The organism is Streptomyces sp. NPDC096152 (genome assembly GCF_044763235.1).
Taxonomy (GTDB): domain Bacteria; phylum Actinomycetota; class Actinomycetes; order Streptomycetales; family Streptomycetaceae; genus Streptomyces.
The window spans coordinates 622513-638084 of sequence record NZ_JBIWFW010000003.1; the positions used below are offsets into that span (position 1 = coordinate 622513).

Here is a 15572-nt window from a genome sequence, read left to right on the forward strand (position 1 = left end):
CGGGCGCGTACCCCACAGGGCCCACCAATCAGCCCTTTCTCACCGGAATCACGCATTTGTTACGCACCACGGGAAACCCGATCAGCGTGACCCTTCAACCACTCCCCGGCACCCGGCCACGGAAAGGAAGCTCATGATCAGGACCTCCGCCCCTGTGGAGGCGCCCGCGTCGGGCGCCTGGGAGGAGTTGGTCACGACGGCCCTGCTCGGTACGGACCGCCGTACGCCCCCGAGCGCCCAGGGCCACGAGGCACCGGCGGCACCCCGGGAGGCACCGGTGGCGCTGCTGGACGCGGCGGCCCTGGCGACCGTACGAAGGCGGGCGGGGCTGCTCCCCGCCCCCGCGGCCGAGCGCCCCGAGCCCGCGCCCGCGGACCCGCGTCCGCCGCTGCCCGCCGCGGCGGCCCGCAGGCTCGCGATGCTGCTGGCCGACCGGCCGGGCACGGGTGGCGGCCGCCGGGGCATGGCGCCCGACCTCATGGAGCTGCTGCCCCAGTGGCTGGCCGCGGCGAACGCACGCGGGTTCGCCGCGCCCCCGCAGACCCTGCCCGCGCTGCTGGACGCGGCCCGGGGCCGTACGGACCTGCGGCCGGCGGTGCTGGCCTTCGCGGGCCCGCGCGCCCTGTGGCTCGCGCGGCTGAACGCGGACTGGCGCTTCGCCCTGCGCGCGGCCCCCGGAGGCGGTTCGTCGCTGCCGGGCCCCGAGGACACGGAACGGATCGGGCTGCTGTGGGAGGAGGGCCTGTTCGCGGAGCGGGTCGCGCTCCTCGGAGCCGTCCGCGCCCACCGGCCCGCGGCCGCGCGCGAGCTGCTCGCCGGCAGCTGGGCGGCGGAGCGGGCCGAGGACCGGCTGATGTTCCTCGACTCGCTGCGGGCAGGCCTGGGCCCCGACGACGAGCCGTTCCTGGAACAGGCCCTGTCCGACCGCAGCCGGAACGTACGGGCGACGGCGGCGGAACTGCTGTCGGCGCTGCCCGGGTCCGCGCTCGCCGCGCGGATGGCGGACCGGGCCGGGGCCTGCGTGGCCGTCGACCACACGCAGCTGACGCCGACGATCACGGTCGAGGCCCCGCACGAGTGCGACACGGGGATGGAGCGCGACGGGGTCGTGCCCAAGGCGCCCGCGGGCCGGGGCGAACGGTCGTGGTGGCTGGGGCAGCTGGTGGAGGCGGCACCGCTCGGGACGTGGCCGGCGCGGCTGGGCGGACGCACGCCGCGGGAGATCGTGGCTCTGCCGGTGGCGGACGACTGGCGGGGCGAGCTGCACGCCGCGTGGTGCCGTGCGGCGGTGCGGCAGCGGGACGCGCGGTGGGCACGGGCGCTCCTCGGGGCCCCCGCGGCACCCGAGGCGGGCGGGCCGGGCGCGGTGTCCCTGGCCGAGCGCGCCAAGCTGCTCGGCACGCTGGACGCCGGAGAACGGGCCGACTGGGTCGCCGGGTTCATCGCGGCGCACGGTCTGTCCGAGGCGTTTCAACTGCTCGGGGTGTGCGCGGTGCCGTGGACCGCACCGCTCGGACGAGCGGTCGTCGACGCGCTCAACATCGCGCGGGATGCGGGGAGTTACCCATGGAGTTTCAGTGGAGTAATGGGACTGGCCGAGCGGTGCCTGGACCCCGCGGAGGCGAGCAGGCTGGACGGGCTGCTGGCCGCGCCGGAAGAGGCGGAGGACTCGTCGCCGGGGGCCGGGGGGTACTGGGCGGAGGCGTTCCAGCGCCTGGTGACCACGTTGCGGCTGCGCTCCGCGATGACCGAGGAGCTGGGCCCGCTCCCGACCGACTGCGCCCCGCCACCGGCGGGCTGAACTCCGACCTCAGCCGACTGCGACCCGCCACCGGCGGGCTGAACTCCGACCTCAGCCGACTGAGCCCGGCCGCCGGCCGACCCAACTCCGCGCTCGGCCGACTGGACACTGCCTCCGGTCGCCTGAACTCCGCCACCGGTCGACCGAACGCCGCCCCGGCCGGGGCGAAGCGGGACGCCTACGCGCCTCCGGCGCCCCCGGACCGCCGACGCCCTCGCCCACGGACGCCGGACGGGACGACCGTGCCCGCCCGGCCCCGGGAAGCCCTACGCCTGGGCGGGCTGACGCACGTTCGCCCGGACCCAGTCCACGATCGACTGGGTGGTCGCGCCGGGCGTGAAGATCTCCGCGACGCCCTTCTCCTTCAGCGGCGCGATGTCCGCCTCGGGGATGATCCCGCCGCCGAACACCACGATGTCCTCGGCGTCACGCTCCCGCAGCAGGGCGATCACGGCGGCGAACAGCGTGTTGTGCGCGCCGGAGAGGATGGACAGGCCGATCGCGTCGGCGTCCTCCTGGATCGCCGTGTCGACGATCTGCTCCGGGGTCTGGTGGAGCCCGGTGTAGATGACCTCCATACCGGCGTCGCGCAGCGCCCGCGCGATCACCTTGGCGCCCCGATCGTGGCCGTCGAGCCCCGGCTTGGCCACCACCACGCGGATCGGACCGGCTGCCACACCCATCACTGCCTCCATGAAGCGACTACATCCATCCGTACCGTCAAGTACCGCACATGTCGAGCGCATCGAACATGCCGGGCATACCACATGTTCGACGGCTTCCGCCGCTCATCGCACCGGTTGCGCCTCTACGGCACGGGCGCCCCGCACCACATCGTCCGGGGAAGTGAACGAACGTTATCGCCAGCATCCCGCAACCGGCAGTTTCACGGTGCACACCGAGGGGGAAATCACACGGTGGGACACTCCCCCGGGCTTGTCGAGCCGGGGGGACCCCCGCGCCGCGCGGAGTTCCGCGTCCTCGCGGCCCACGGGCCGCACTCTTCCGCGGCACGGGGCCCGCAGCGGGCACAAGCGCCACGGGAGCCGCAACGAGGTCGTCGTACCACCGCGCCGCAGGCCGCGCGCCGGGGCGGTACGGCGCATCGGCGAGGGCAGGAAGGGCACACAGGGCAGGTACGGCACGACAGCGGGGGGCCTCGCCGCCACACCGGCGGGCAGCCGCGTCGAACCGGCGGCGCCACCGGCGCCGCACGCCGGACCCACCCCAGGTGCCCCTCGTATGTCCCGCCGAGCACCCTCGTGGCGGCCGCCCACGAGGACACACGGGGGACGACGCCGTCCTGCCGCGTGTCGACAGGAGGTCGGCCATGAAGGTCACCAGGGTCGCAGATCCCATTGTTCCGCTCTGCCAGCGCCTGCTCCCGATCCGGCTGGCGGGGCTCTCCCTGTCCCTCCTGAAGGCGACCGCCCTGGAGCTGGCGATCCTCGCCGGCCACCTCCTGCTGTACCCCTCGGGCATCATCCAGGAGCGCCGCGGGCCGGCCTCCCCGCTCCCAGCGCCCGACGGCGCCGCGCAGCTGCCGACGGAGGCCAAGCCCCCGGTGGTCCTGCTGCACGGCTTCATCGACAACCGCTCGGTGTTCGTCCTGCTGCGCCGCAGCCTCGCCCAGCACGGCCGGCAGCAGATCGAGTCCCTCAACTACTCCCCGCTGACCTGCGACATCCGCACCGCGGCCGAACTGCTCGGCCGGCACATCGAGGAAATCTGCGAGCGCACCGGAAGCGGACAGGTCGACGTCGTCGGGCACAGCCTCGGCGGCCTGATCGCGCGGTACTACGTGCAGCGGCTCGACGGCCACCTCCGGGTCCGCACCCTGGTCACCCTGGGGACCCCGCACTCCGGCACCCGGGTGGCACCGCTGGCCAACGCTCATCCGATCGTGCGCCAGATGCGCCCGGGTTCGGAGCTGATCGAGGAGCTGTCCCAGCCCGCGCCCGGCTGCCATACACACTTCGTGAGCTTCTGGAGCGACCTCGACCACCTGATGGATCCGCTGGACTCGGCCTGCATCGAGCACCCCGACCTGTCGGTGGAGAACGTGCGGGTGAGCGGCATCGGGCACCTCGCCATGCCGGTGCACCCGGCCGTCGCCGCCGGCATACGGCAGGCCCTCGACACCGTCCGGCCGAGGGACCGGTCGGCCCGGCGCCGGGGCGGCCTGACCGTGGCGTGAGCGCGGTGCGGCCGCGCCGCGGCACGAGTCGACCGTGCCGCGAGCACGCAGTGAGCACGCGGTGAGCACGCGCCGACCGTTCGGAGAACACGATCCGACCGCGGGATGAACCGCGGTGCGGCGCCAGGAAGACACGGCCGGCACCCGTCGGCGGGCCGCCTCCGGGGGCCGCAACCCCCGACCGCGGCGGCCGACTTCAGGCGTCCACCGCCGCCCCGACCTCGAACGAAACTCGAACACAGAGCCAAGCCGTGTCCGCACTCCCCCGAAACACGGGCGATTGCCCCCGTTTCCCGCGCGGGAAACCTGCGGAAGATTGTCGCGCCCGCGTACCGCCGGGTACAGTCGCCGCACTGCTCTGGCAGCCCCTGTTGTCGAGGCGAAAGAGAAGTCGGTGAACGACCGCCATCCGTCGGGGACCATGACCACCCCGGCTCCGGCCTCCGATGCCGCCTCGGCGCCGTACGCGTCGTACGGCGGACCGGACGCCGTCCACGGCGACTTCACCACGTACGGCGACTACGACGCCACCGGTTTCCACACCGGTACGGACCTCGCGCACGGCACGGCCGGCTACGCGTCCGACCCCCTCTTCGGCGAACTCCCGGACGGCGGCCACTCCACGGGTGCGTACGACACGGCCCACTGGACCACGGGCAGCCACCAGACCCAGCACTACGACGCGTACGCGGCCCAGCACCACGCCGCCTACGACACCGGTGCCTACGAGACCGGTGCTTACGAGACCGGTGCTTACGACGCCACCGCCTGGACGGTCGGCCACCAGCCGCTGACCGCCGTGCCCCCGCAGAGCGCCCCCGTCGACGCCCTCTCGGACGCCTCCGGCCAGTGGGACGCGAACGACTGGCTCCAGCCCGGGGCCCACCAGCCCGACCAGCCCGGCACCGGCACCGCCCTGGACGGGACGGCCCCGGACGGGGCGACTCACTGGGACTGGGGCACGCAGACCTTCGACACCGGCGCGTACGACGCCACGCAGTGGAACACCGCCGGTACCACCGCGGACGCACCGGGGGCCGACGGCTTCGACGAGGTCACCGGCGCGCCGGCCACCGCCACCTTCGACCAGGTCGCCTACGACGAACCCTCCGCCGTGGACGACGAGTTGAGCACCACCGGCGCACTGCCGCCGGTGGGCCCGCTGCTCGACGACCAGGAAGAGGCCGCTCCGGCCCCGCGCTCGGCCACCCGCGCCGCGGGCCGTTCGCGGCGCCGCACGCCGACCAAACGCTCCGCGCTGCTGACCGTGGCCGTGCCCTCGGCCTGTGTGATGGGCGTCGCCGGGATCGCCGCCGCCTCTGTCGGCGGACTGACCGACGACAGCACGGAGACCACCGCCTCCGCGTCCGACGCGCACTCCGTGCGGCCGTCCACCGCCAACAACAAGCTGGACACCCAGTTGCAGAGCCTGTCCGCCGGCGCGGACGACTTCGCCGACCGGGCCAGCCGCACGCAGGAGCGCATCGACCTCAAGGCGCAGCAGGTGGCCGAGGCGAAGAAGGCGGCGGAGGATGCGGCCCGCAAGGAGCGGCTGCGCCCCAAGTTCGTGCTCCCGGTTCTGCAGAAAGGGCTCAGCGCCTATTTCGGCCAGGCGGGCGTGAACTGGATGTCCGTGCACACCGGCATCGACTTCCCCGTCTCGTACGGGACCACGGTGATGGCGGCGACCGACGGCACGGTCCGCACCCAGTGGAACAGCGCCTACGGCAACATGCTGATCCTGACCGCGAAGGACGGCACGGAGACGTGGTACTGCCACCTCTCCAGCTACCGGGTCCCCTCCGGCACGGTGGTGAAGGCCGGCACGCCGATCGCGTACTCGGGCAACTCCGGCAACTCCACCGGCCCGCACCTGCACTTCGAGGTGCGGCCGGGCGGCGGTGCGGCGGTCGACCCGCTGCCGTGGCTGCGCAGCCACGGCCTCGACCCGACCTGAGCCGGCGGAGGGGCAGCACCCCACCCCCAGCACCACCCCACCTGATCAGGCGAGCACCCAGCACCACCCCACCCGATCCGGCAAGCCGGCACCCCACCTGATCGGACGCGGGCACGACCCGGCCCGACCAGGCGCGGGGCCTGCCCTCAGAGCTTCTCCACCGGCGCGTACCGCAGCAGCAGCCGCTTCGGCTTGGTGTCGCCGAAGTCGATCGTCGCCTCGGCGTTCCCGCCCGTGCCCTTGACCGCGACGACGGTGCCGAGCCCGAACTGGTCGTGCGTGACCCGGTCGCCGACCGCGAGCGAGACCACCGGCTTCTCGGAGGTCCGGCGGGTGGCGAAGCCGGACGCGCCGGACGCCGACGAGCGCGAGCGGGAGGACGACAGGGAGGCGGCCGGACCCGACGCCGGACCGGAGGACACCGGTGCCGCGGCACCCGTCCGCTTCCAGTCCACGTGCATGGCCGGAATCTCCTCGAGGAACCGGGAGGGCGGGTTGTACGAGGGCTGGCCCCAGGCGCTGCGCATCGCCGAGCGGGTCAGGTAGAGCCGCTCCCGGGCGCGGGTGATGCCGACGTACGCCAGGCGCCGCTCCTCCTCCAGCTCCTTGGTCTGGCCGAGGGAGCGCATGTGCGGGAAGACGCCGTCCTCCATGCCGGTCAGGAACACCACCGGGAACTCCAGACCCTTGGCGGTGTGCAGGGTCATCAGCGTGATGACACCGTCGCCGTCCTCCTCGTCGGGGATCTGGTCGGAGTCGGCGACCAGGGCGACCTGCTCCAGGAAGTCGGACAGGGTGGCCGCCTCCCCCTCGCCGCGCTCCTGCTCGAACTCCAGCGCGACGGCGGCGAGTTCCTGGAGGTTCTCGATGCGGGTCTCGTCCTGCGGGTCGGTGGAGGCCTGCAACTCGGCCAGGTAGCCGGTGCGTTCGAGGACGGCCTCCAGGACGGTCGCCGGTCCCGCGCCGGACTCGACGATCGTCCGCAGGTCCTCCATCAGCGTGTTGAACCGCTTGACCGCGTTGGTGGAGCGCGCGGCCATGCCGTACGCCTCGTCGACGCGGCGCAGCGCCTGCGGGAAGCTGATCTTCTCGCGCTGGGAGAGGGCGTCGATCATCGCCTCGGCGCGGTCGCCGATGCCGCGCTTGGGCACGTTGAGGATGCGGCGCAGCGGCACCGAGTCCTCGGGGTTGGCCAGGACGCGCAGGTAGGCGAGGACGTCCCGGACCTCCTTGCGCTCGTAGAAGCGGACACCGCCGACGACCTTGTAGGGCAGGCCGACGCGGATGAAGACCTCTTCGAAGACGCGGGACTGGGCGTTGGTGCGGTAGAAGACGGCGACGTCGCCGGCCTTCGCGTCGCCCGCGTCCGTCAGCCGGTCTATCTCGTCGGCGACGAACTGCGCCTCGTCGTGCTCGGTGTCGGCGACGTACCCGGTGATGCGGGCGCCGGAGCCGGCGTTGGTCCACAGGTTCTTCGGGCGGCGCGACTCGTTGCGCTCGATGACCGCGTTGGCGGCGCTCAGGATGGTCTGGGTGGAGCGGTAGTTCTGCTCCAGCAGGATCGTGGTCGCATCCGGGTAGTCCTCCTCGAACTGGAGGATGTTGCGGATGGTCGCGCCGCGGAAGGCGTAGATCGACTGGTCGGCGTCACCGACCACGCACAGCTCGGCCGGCGGCAGGTCGTCCTGGCTCGGCGGGACGTCCACGGGGTGCTCGGAGGTGCCGACGAGCTCCCGCACGAGGGCGTACTGGGCGTGGTTGGTGTCCTGGTACTCGTCGACGAGGACGTGCCGGAAGCGGCGGCGGTAGTGCTCGGCGACGTCGGGGAAGGCGCGGAGCAGGTTGACCGTCGTCATGATCAGGTCGTCGAAGTCGAGGGCGTTGGCCTCGCGCAGCCGCGACTGGTACAGGGCGTAGGCCTGGGCGAGGGTCTTCTCGAAACCGTCGGTGGCCTGGGCGGCGAAGTCCTCCTCGTCGATCAGCTCGTTCTTGAGGTTGCTGATCTTGGCGCTGAAGGACTTCGGCGGGTAGCGCTTGGGGTCGAGGTCCAGGTCGCGGCAGACCAGGGCCATCAGGCGCTTGGAGTCGGCGGCGTCGTAGATCGAGAAGGAGGAGGTGAAGCCCAGCTTCTTGCTCTCGCGGCGCAGGATGCGGACGCAGGCGCTGTGGAAGGTCATGACCCACATCGCGTTCGCGCGCGGGCCGACGAGCTGCTCGACGCGCTCCTTCATCTCGCCGGCAGCCTTGTTGGTGAAGGTGATCGCGAGGATCTGGCCGGGGTGGACGCCCCGCTCGCCGAGGAGATGGGCGATGCGGTGGGTGAGCACGCGGGTCTTGCCGGAACCGGCACCGGCCACGATGAGCAGGGGGGTGCCGGAGTGGACGACCGCCGCGCGCTGGTTCTCGTTCAGCCCCTCGAGGAGGGCGGCCGGGTCCACCGCCGGGCGTGGCGCGCCGTCGCGGTAGTGGGTGTCCCGGTCCGGCGGCAGGTCGAACTTCCCGCCGAACAGATCGTCCGGAACCGGTTCCGGAGCGTGATCGTCCTCGGGCGGCGGCGGAGGTTCCTCCTCGTGGCCGCGGGGGGCCTGGAGGTCCGCCAGGAAGCTGTCGTCAAAGAGGCTGCTCATCTCGCTACGAGTCTAGGGCGCCCCACCGACAACCCGGGGCCGCCCGCGGAACATCACACGATCCCGGCGCCCGGCGGCCTGCCCCGCCCACGGGGGCGGACCCGGGGCAGGTCTCGCAGGCAGGCCCCTGGGGCAGCTCCCTCACGCTGCGGAGCGACCCCGTCACGTCCACCGCACAAGTGATGCGAGGTCACGAAAATGTATCGGGCATATCGCGCATCAACCTTCACAGGAGCCACACGAGTTGGCTAGCGTGCCGTCAGGCCGCACGACCTCACCGGCGAACGACGCCGGGCCGCGCGGCCTCCGCCGAGTCCGGTCCCGCCGCCAGGCGATCCGGAGCCGGGGACCCACACCGACCTTGGGGTGAATCGGTCCGTGCCTCCCAGCGGGCGCGGACCGTAGGGCAACCCTTCCGAACCACCCGCCCGAACCCGACAGCTAACCCGGTAGGCGGACGATGGAAGGAGTCGCCTCCCTTGGCGTCGCACCGCAAGTCCCGCCCCGCCGTTCCGGGCGTAGCAGGCATACGCACGCCGGCCCTGGCCACGGCCGCCCTCACCTCCGTGGCCCTGCTCTCCCAGACGGCCGAGGCCGCCCCCGCGCCGGACGGCAGACCGAGCATCGAAGAGGTCGAGAAGAAGGTCGACGACCTGTACCGCCAGGCGGAGTCGGCCACGGAGAAGTACAACGAGGCCAAGGAGACGACCGGCAAGCAGCGCACGCGGGTGGCCTCGCTCCTCGACGACGTCGCCAAGCGCACGGACCGGCTCAACAAAGCGCGCGAGGAACTGGGCTCGTTCGCCGCGGCCCAGTACCGCACCGGTGCCGCCGCCTCCGGCACCGCCACCTTCCTGCTCGCGGACACTCCGCAGGACTACTTCGACCAGTCGCATCTGATGGGACGGCTCACCGACCGGCAGAAGGGCATGGTCGACGACTACGTCACCCAGCAGTCCGCGACCATGGAGAAGCGGCGGGAGGCCACCCGAAGCCTGGAGACGCTCACCGAGTCGCAGCGCGACATCAGGACGGCCAAGGCCACCGTCCAGAAGAAGCTCGCCGACGCCCGCGAACTGCTGTCGAAGCTGAACGCCGAGGAGAAGGCGCGGCTGGCGGCGATCGAGAAGCAGAAGCAGGAGGAGGCCGCGCGCAAGGCGGCGGAGCTGGCGAAGAAGCAGGCGGCGGAGCAGGCCGCCGCCCAGCAGCAGGCCGCCGCCCAGCAGCAGGCCGCCGCCTCGGGCTCCGGCACGTCGTCGGACTCCACCGGGTCCACCGGGTCCACCAGCTCCACGGGCACCTCGGGCTCCTCGACGTCCGGCACGTCGTACGCCACCAAGGCCGACAAGGCGCTCGCCTTCGCCCGCGCCCAGATCGGCAAGCCGTACGTGTGGGGCGCGACGGGCCCCGACTCCTACGACTGCTCGGGCTTCACCCAGGCCGCCTGGAAGGCCGCCGGCGTCTCCCTCCCGCGCACCACCTACGACCAGGTGAACGCGGGGACGACGGTCTCGCTCTCCCAGGCGCAACCCGGTGACCTGGTCTTCTTCTACGACGACATCAGCCACGTCGGCATCTACATCGGCAACGGCATGATGATCCACGCCCCTAAGCCCGGCGCGTATGTGCGCGAGGAGTCGATCTACTACGACGGCGAGTCCGCGATCCACAGCGTGGTGCGGCCCGCCTGAGGCCCCACAGCAGCCCTGGAGGCGGGGCGGGAACGGCGCACCGTGCCGTCCCCGCCCCGCACTCGTTCGACCGCCGCCCGCCCGTCGCCCTTCAGCGCGCCGTCCCGCCCGCACCCTTTCGCGTACGCCCCGGCGCGTGCCCCGCGTGTGCGGCGCGCGAAGATCCTTAGCATCGGGCCATGCCCCGCACCTCTTCCTTCGGCGCCTGGTGGGTGCACCGTCCGTCGACCGCCGGGTCCGCCGTCATGGCGACCGGCATCCTGTCGGCCGGCCTGCACACGACGGGCTACGAGGCGCTGTCCTGGATCGCGCTGGTCCTGGCGTGCGCCGCCTGGCTGGGGCTGGCGGCCGGCTTCGTGCTGCGTCTGGTGCGCGAGCGGTCGGAGTGGCTCGCGGAGGCGGGGACGCCGGGCGCACTCACGGCCGTGGCCGCCACGGCCGTGCTGGGGACCCGCTTCTCGGAGCTCGGCGCGCGGATCCTGGCCGAGGCGCTGCTCGCGCTGGCCGTCGTGCTGTGGCCGGGGCTGCTGCTGCGGGTGCTGCGCAGGGTCGGCCGCCGGATGCCCGGGTCGGTGTTCCTGGGCTGCGTGGCCACCGAGGGGCTGGCCGTGCTGGGCGCGGCCGTGGCCGGGGCGGAGACGTCGGCCTGGCTGGCGCACGCGTCGCTGGTGCTGTTCTGGCTCGGGCTGGCGCTGTACGTGTTCGCGGTCGCCCGGTTCGACCCGGTGCAGGTGATCGAGGGGGCCGGGGACCAGTGGATCGCGAGTGGCGCCGCGGCGATCTCGGCGCTGGCCGGGACGCAGCTCATGACCGCGGCCGGGTCGGGGATGTACCTGTGGGACAAGGACGACAGCGGCGTCCTGCGCACCGTCACCGTCGCGCTGCTGATGCTCGACCTGTTCCTGTACGGCGTCCTGCTCGCCGCCGAACTGGCCTGGCCGCGCCTGCGCTACGACGTGCGCCGCTGGGCGACCGTGTTCCCCCTGGGCATGACGGCGGCGGCGACGCTGTCCGTCGCCGCCGTGGTCGGCGTGCCCTCGCTGGAGGTTCCCGGGGAGCTGCTGCTGTGGGTCGCGGTGGCGGCGTGGTCGGCCGTCGGGACGGGCTCCGTCAGGGCCGCGCGGGCCGAGCTGCGGGCCGCTCGCTGACCGGCGCGCCCGTGAGGGCGCGGGGAAGGCGACCGCCCGGATCCGGAGAAGGGCGGCTACCGCTCAGGTCCACAGCACCGCGATGAAGATGTTGACGGTGGTCAGCAGGCCGACCAGGCCGAACAGGCTCTTGTCCGCCTTCTCCTCGTCCCGCTTCACGTAGACCAGGCCGAGGATCACGATCAGCAGCGCCAGCTTCACGCCGATCTTGATGTTGTCGACGTGGTGGCCGTCGGCCTGGTTGAGGCCGACCAGGACGGCACCGGTGACCAGCATGGTCAGCGCGCCGTGCAGCATTCCGGGCACGAACCGGGCGGTGCCCCGGCCCATCGCCTTCACCTGGGTGAGGAAGCCGCCGAGCAGAGCGGCGATACCGACGATGTGGAGGCCGACGAAGAAATGGATGAGTACGTCCATGAGGCCGGAGCCTAGCCAGCGGCCCCGACACCCCCGCACACCGGGTAAGGGCACCGGGAGAAACACCTTGGGGGCCGGGGGTGTGCGGGCGCTCCCGGGCCGCCCGGCGCATATGTCCCGGGCCGCCCGGCGCATATATGCGGCCCGCTCATAGCACCCCGCCCGCGCCGTCCGCCCGCGAACCGCGGCATCGGTCATCACTCCGCGTGAAGACGGCGGCCTCGCGGCGGGCCGGCGGTCACATGCGGTCACCAGGCGATCTGCTCGCACCACTTCCGTACATTCCGTCACCGGGCCGTCACGGAGAGGTTTAGCGTCCTCCTCCAGGTGACCGGCTCCCCACCGCCGCCCGGGCGAGGGCGGCAGCCGGACACCTTCGCCGAGAAGGTCCGGCGGCGGCCTGCTCCCCCCGTGTGAGCCGCCGCCGGACGCGTCTCGGTCCGGCGGTCGGACGAAGGGACGTGACGGTCCAGGTGGCAGTGCACCGCAAGCCCCGACAGCGCTCACTCGGCGGCGGCCCGGCCCGTACCGTCCGTACGGCCGTGACGATCGCGCTGGCGGGCGTGGCGACCACGACGGGCTTGGAGGGGACCGGCCACGCCGCCCCGCGGCTGACGCCGGAGCAGGTCAGGGCCAAGGTCGAGCAGCTGTACCAGCAGGCCGAGGTGGCCACCGAGAAGTACAACGGCGCGAAGGAGAAGGCGGACGCCGCCGAGAAGCGGATCAGGACGCTCGGCGACGAGGCCGCCCGCAGACAGCAGAACCTGAACGCGGCGCGCGACGCGCTCGGTTCGGTCGCCGCGGCGCAGTACCGGGACGGCGGCTTCGACCCCGCGCTGCGCCTGATGCTCTCCGACGATCCCGAGCGGTACCTCGACGGCGCCGAGTTCACCGAGCGGGCAGGCGTCCGGCAGACGGCGGCCGTGAACAGGGTGCGCCGCCAACTCAGGGAGATCGAGCAGCTGCGCGGGGCCGCGCACGTCCAGCTCACCTCGCTCCAATCGCGGCAGACGGAGCTGAGACGGCAGAAGAGGACGGTCACCGGCAAGCTGGCCGAGGCCCGGCGCCTGCTCACCCGGCTGTCCCCGGAGCAGCGCGCCGCACTCGGCGAGGGGGAGGGCGGGTACGGGGTCACGGGACGGACCTCGCGCGCCGCGACCGGAGCGCGGGGCGCGCCGGCCGCCCCCGGAGCGGTCGCGGTTCCCAACTCCCGCGCGGCGGCGGCCGTCGCATACGCCCGGCAGAAGCTCGGCAGCCCCTACGTGTGGGGCGCGACCGGGCCCGACTCCTTCGACTGCTCGGGCCTGGTCCAGGCCGCCTACCGCTCGGCCGGGATCTCCCTCCCCCGCACCACCTACGCCCAGATCGGCGCGGGCCGCCGTGTGTCGCGGTCCGCGCTGCTCCCCGGGGACCTGGTGTTCTTCTACTCCGGCATCAGCCACGTCGGCCTCTACATCGGCGACGGCCTGATGATCCACGCCCCGAACCCCTCGGCCCCGGTCCGGGTGGCCCCGATCGACCAGATGCCGTTCGCGGGGGCGACCCGGGTGGTGTGACGGTCCGGGCCGCCCGCCGGGCACCAGCCCGGCTCACACCAGCCGGCGCGCCGTCGCCCAGCGGGTCAGCTCGTGCCGGTTGGACAGCTGGAGCTTGCGCAGGACCGCCGAGACGTGGGACTCCACCGTCTTCACCGAGATGAAGAGCTGCTTGGCGATCTCCTTGTAGGCGTAGCCCCGGGCGATGAGCCGGAGCACCTCGCGTTCGCGCTGGGTGAGGCGGTCGAGGTCCTCGTCGACCGGCGGGGCGTCGGTGGAGGCGAAGGCGTCCAGGACGAAGCCGGCCAGCCGCGGGGAGAAGACGGCGTCGCCCTCCTGCACGCGGAAGATCGAATCGACGAGGTCGGCGCCGGTGATCGTCTTGGTCACATAGCCCCGCGCGCCGCCGCGGATCACGCCGATCACGTCCTCCGCCGCGTCCGAGACGGACAGCGCGAGGAACCGGACGGGCCGTTCGGCGTCGGCCGTCAACGCGGCGCAGCGGCGCAGCACTTCGACGCCGCCGCCGCCGGGCAGGTGCACGTCCAGGAGGACCACCTCGGGCCGGGTCGCGGTGATCACCGTGACCGCCTGGTCCACGTCCGCGGCCTCGCCGACGACCTCCACGCCGGTCTCCTCGGTCCGGCCGATCTCGGCCTGGACCCCCGTACGGAACATGCGGTGGTCGTCGACGAGGACCACGCGCACGCGCCGCCCGCCCGCACCGCCGTCCGCCTCCCCCGCTCCCGCCGTACCGTTCGCCTCGGTCGGGTCGCTCATCACGTGTTCTCCGCCCTCTCCATCTCCAGCTCGACCTCCGTGCCGCCGTCCGGCACCGCGCGCAGCCGCGCCGTGCCCCCGTGGCGCTCCATGCGGCCGATGATCGATTCTCTGACGCCCATGCGGTCGGCGGGTATCGCGTCGAGGTCGAACCCCGGTCCGCGGTCCCGGACGGACACGAAGACCGTCCTGCCCTCGACTTCGGCGTAGACCTGTACGGCACCCCCCTCGCCACCGTACTTGGCGGCGTTCACCATGGCTTCCCGCGCGGCCTGCATCTGCGCGCCGGTGCGCTCGTCCAGCGGGCAGTCGCCGACCACGACCACCTCGATGGGCACGCCGTGCTTGTCCTCGACCTCGGCGGCGTTGCGCTTGACCGCGTCGGCGAGGGTGGCCGGTTCGTCGGCCTCGTCCTTGCCGGTGCCCCCGGGCCTGTAGAGCCAGGCGCGCAGGTCGCGCTCCTGGGCGCGGGCGAGGCGGCGCACCTCGTTCGCGTTCTCCGCGTTGCGCTGGATCAGGGTGAGGGTGTGCAGCACGGAGTCGTGCACGTGGGCGGCGACCTCGGCGCGCTCCTGGGCGCGGATGCGCATCAGGCGTTCCTCGGACAGGTCCTGGGTCATGCGCACCAGATACGGGCCGGCGAGCAGGGTGACGCCGACGAGGACCGCCAGCGCCGCCTGGAGCAGCGAGCCGAGGTGGGCGGTGGAGCCCTGGAGGACGAAGATGCCGGAGACGCCGGCCGTGACCAGCAGGACGCCGCCGCCGGCACGCAGCAGCGTGAGCGTACGACGACGGCGGCCGACCTCGACCCAGCGGGCCCGGCGGGCGTTGTCCGCCTGGCGCCAGACGAGCGCGACGCCCGCGCCGACCAGGACGGCGGGCAGGAGGTAGGCCTTGGCGCCGCTGCCGAGGTCGACGCTGCCGACGAAGACCATGGCCACGACGACCATGAGGAGCAGTGCGACGATCTGGCCCTTGTCCGGCTTGCGGGCGACGAGTCTGCGGCGGCCGTCCGGCGAGGTCTCCGTGGCGACGAGGGACGGGGGCCGCCGGCCGCCCACGCCGCCGACGCCGCCGACGCCGAGCGGGACGAAGAACCAGAACGCCGCGTAGAGCAGGGCGCCGAGGCCGTCGGCCAGGAACAGCCCGACGAAGACGAGCCGCACCCAGACCACCGGCAGCCCGAGGTGCCCGGCGAGGCCCCGCGCGACACCGCCGAGCCAGCGTCCGTCGCTGCTGCGGTAGAGCTTGCGCGGCGGCCTCGGGTCGTCGAGGGGCAGGGCTGCGGCTTCCGGCATGTCACCGATGGTCACACGCGCGCGGGAACGGAGCATCAGGGTCGGCCCCGGATACTCCCCTGATCTCCCTCCCCGATCTTCGGCCCCGCGGCCGGCCCCCGCGCGGCCGGTCCCGGCTCAG

11 protein-coding genes and 1 riboswitch are annotated in these 15572 nt (G+C 73.2%); of the genes, 6 read left to right on the forward strand and 5 right to left on the reverse strand.

Going from position 1 to position 15572, the window contains the following annotated elements; genetic code table 11:
* Positions 1–133: 133 nt before the first annotated feature.
* On the forward strand, positions 134–1801 hold the full coding sequence (locus tag ACIQ9G_RS13025) for a DUF5691 domain-containing protein (protein ID WP_403608537.1): 1668 nt from the start codon (positions 134–136) through the stop codon (positions 1799–1801).
* 266 nt (positions 1802–2067) lie between these two features.
* Here the strand turns inward: ACIQ9G_RS13025 and ACIQ9G_RS13030 are convergent, their stop codons facing one another.
* Positions 2068–2484 (reverse strand): cobalamin B12-binding domain-containing protein, encoded by a 417-nt coding sequence (locus ACIQ9G_RS13030; RefSeq protein WP_356182317.1) that lies wholly within the window; start codon positions 2482–2484, stop codon positions 2068–2070.
* A gap of 647 nt (positions 2485–3131) precedes the next feature.
* Between ACIQ9G_RS13030 and ACIQ9G_RS13035 the strand changes: the two genes are divergently transcribed.
* Together ACIQ9G_RS13035 and ACIQ9G_RS13040 are read left to right on the forward strand one after the other, a co-directional pair.
* A complete protein-coding gene (locus ACIQ9G_RS13035) occupies positions 3132–3998 on the forward strand; it encodes a lipase family alpha/beta hydrolase (RefSeq protein ID WP_403608538.1) in 867 nt (288 codons plus the stop codon).
* Positions 3999–4392: 394 nt separating this feature from the next.
* Positions 4393–5955 (forward strand): M23 family metallopeptidase, encoded by a 1563-nt coding sequence (locus ACIQ9G_RS13040; RefSeq protein ID WP_403608539.1) that lies wholly within the window; start codon positions 4393–4395, stop codon positions 5953–5955.
* Positions 5956–6101: 146 nt separating this feature from the next.
* Here the strand turns inward: ACIQ9G_RS13040 and pcrA are convergent, their stop codons facing one another.
* Positions 6102–8582 carry a DNA helicase PcrA gene (gene pcrA, locus ACIQ9G_RS13045; protein ID WP_403608540.1) on the reverse strand — a complete coding sequence of 827 codons (2481 nt, stop codon included), beginning with the start codon at positions 8580–8582 and terminating at the stop codon, positions 6102–6104.
* 312 nt (positions 8583–8894) lie between these two features.
* Positions 8895–9054: riboswitch (cyclic di-AMP (ydaO/yuaA leader) on the forward strand.
* Positions 9055–9061: 7 nt separating this feature from the next.
* On the opposite strand from pcrA, the gene ACIQ9G_RS13050 reads away from it, so the two are divergent.
* Together ACIQ9G_RS13050 and ACIQ9G_RS13055 are read left to right on the forward strand one after the other, a co-directional pair.
* On the forward strand, positions 9062–10273 hold the full coding sequence (locus tag ACIQ9G_RS13050) for an NlpC/P60 family protein (protein WP_403608541.1): 1212 nt from the start codon (positions 9062–9064) through the stop codon (positions 10271–10273).
* 179 nt (positions 10274–10452) lie between these two features.
* A complete protein-coding gene (locus tag ACIQ9G_RS13055) occupies positions 10453–11421 on the forward strand; it encodes a hypothetical protein (protein ID WP_403608542.1) in 969 nt (322 codons plus the stop codon).
* Positions 11422–11484: 63 nt separating this feature from the next.
* Here ACIQ9G_RS13055 and ACIQ9G_RS13060 read toward each other — a convergent pair whose 3' ends face one another.
* Entirely contained in the window at positions 11485–11838 is a 354-nt protein-coding gene (locus ACIQ9G_RS13060; protein ID WP_403608543.1) for a hypothetical protein, read from the reverse strand.
* A gap of 473 nt (positions 11839–12311) precedes the next feature.
* Here ACIQ9G_RS13060 and ACIQ9G_RS13065 point away from each other — a divergent pair, with 473 nt between their 5' ends.
* Positions 12312–13394 carry an NlpC/P60 family protein gene (locus tag ACIQ9G_RS13065; RefSeq protein WP_403608823.1) on the forward strand — a complete coding sequence of 361 codons (1083 nt, stop codon included), beginning with the start codon at positions 12312–12314 and terminating at the stop codon, positions 13392–13394.
* A 33-nt stretch (positions 13395–13427) separates the two neighbouring features.
* On the opposite strand, the gene ACIQ9G_RS13070 is transcribed toward ACIQ9G_RS13065, so the two are convergent.
* Positions 13428–14153 carry a LuxR C-terminal-related transcriptional regulator gene (locus tag ACIQ9G_RS13070; protein WP_402428319.1) on the reverse strand — a complete coding sequence of 242 codons (726 nt, stop codon included), beginning with the start codon at positions 14151–14153 and terminating at the stop codon, positions 13428–13430.
* Entirely contained in the window at positions 14153–15451 is a 1299-nt protein-coding gene (locus ACIQ9G_RS13075) for a PspC domain-containing protein (protein ID WP_403608544.1), read from the reverse strand. The genes ACIQ9G_RS13070 and ACIQ9G_RS13075 overlap by 1 nt, the downstream gene beginning before the upstream one ends.
* Positions 15452–15572 lie beyond the last annotated feature (121 nt).

Excerpts from the sequence above, each read along its gene's own strand:
- ACIQ9G_RS13025 (WP_403608537.1), top strand. The coding sequence starts at position 134 with ATGATCAGGACCTCCGCCCCTGTGGAGGCGCCCGCGTCGGGCGCCTGG.
- ACIQ9G_RS13030 (WP_356182317.1), bottom strand. The coding sequence starts at position 2,484 with ATGGGTGTGGCAGCCGGTCCGATCCGCGTGGTGGTGGCCAAGCCGGGG.
- ACIQ9G_RS13035 (WP_403608538.1), top strand. The coding sequence starts at position 3,132 with ATGAAGGTCACCAGGGTCGCAGATCCCATTGTTCCGCTCTGCCAGCGC.
- pcrA (WP_403608540.1), bottom strand. The coding sequence starts at position 8,582 with ATGAGCAGCCTCTTTGACGACAGCTTCCTGGCGGACCTCCAGGCCCCC.
- ACIQ9G_RS13055 (WP_403608542.1), top strand. The coding sequence starts at position 10,453 with ATGCCCCGCACCTCTTCCTTCGGCGCCTGGTGGGTGCACCGTCCGTCG.
- ACIQ9G_RS13060 (WP_403608543.1), bottom strand. The coding sequence starts at position 11,838 with ATGGACGTACTCATCCATTTCTTCGTCGGCCTCCACATCGTCGGTATC.
- ACIQ9G_RS13070 (WP_402428319.1), bottom strand. The coding sequence starts at position 14,153 with ATGAGCGACCCGACCGAGGCGAACGGTACGGCGGGAGCGGGGGAGGCG.
- ACIQ9G_RS13075 (WP_403608544.1), bottom strand. The coding sequence starts at position 15,451 with ATGCCGGAAGCCGCAGCCCTGCCCCTCGACGACCCGAGGCCGCCGCGC.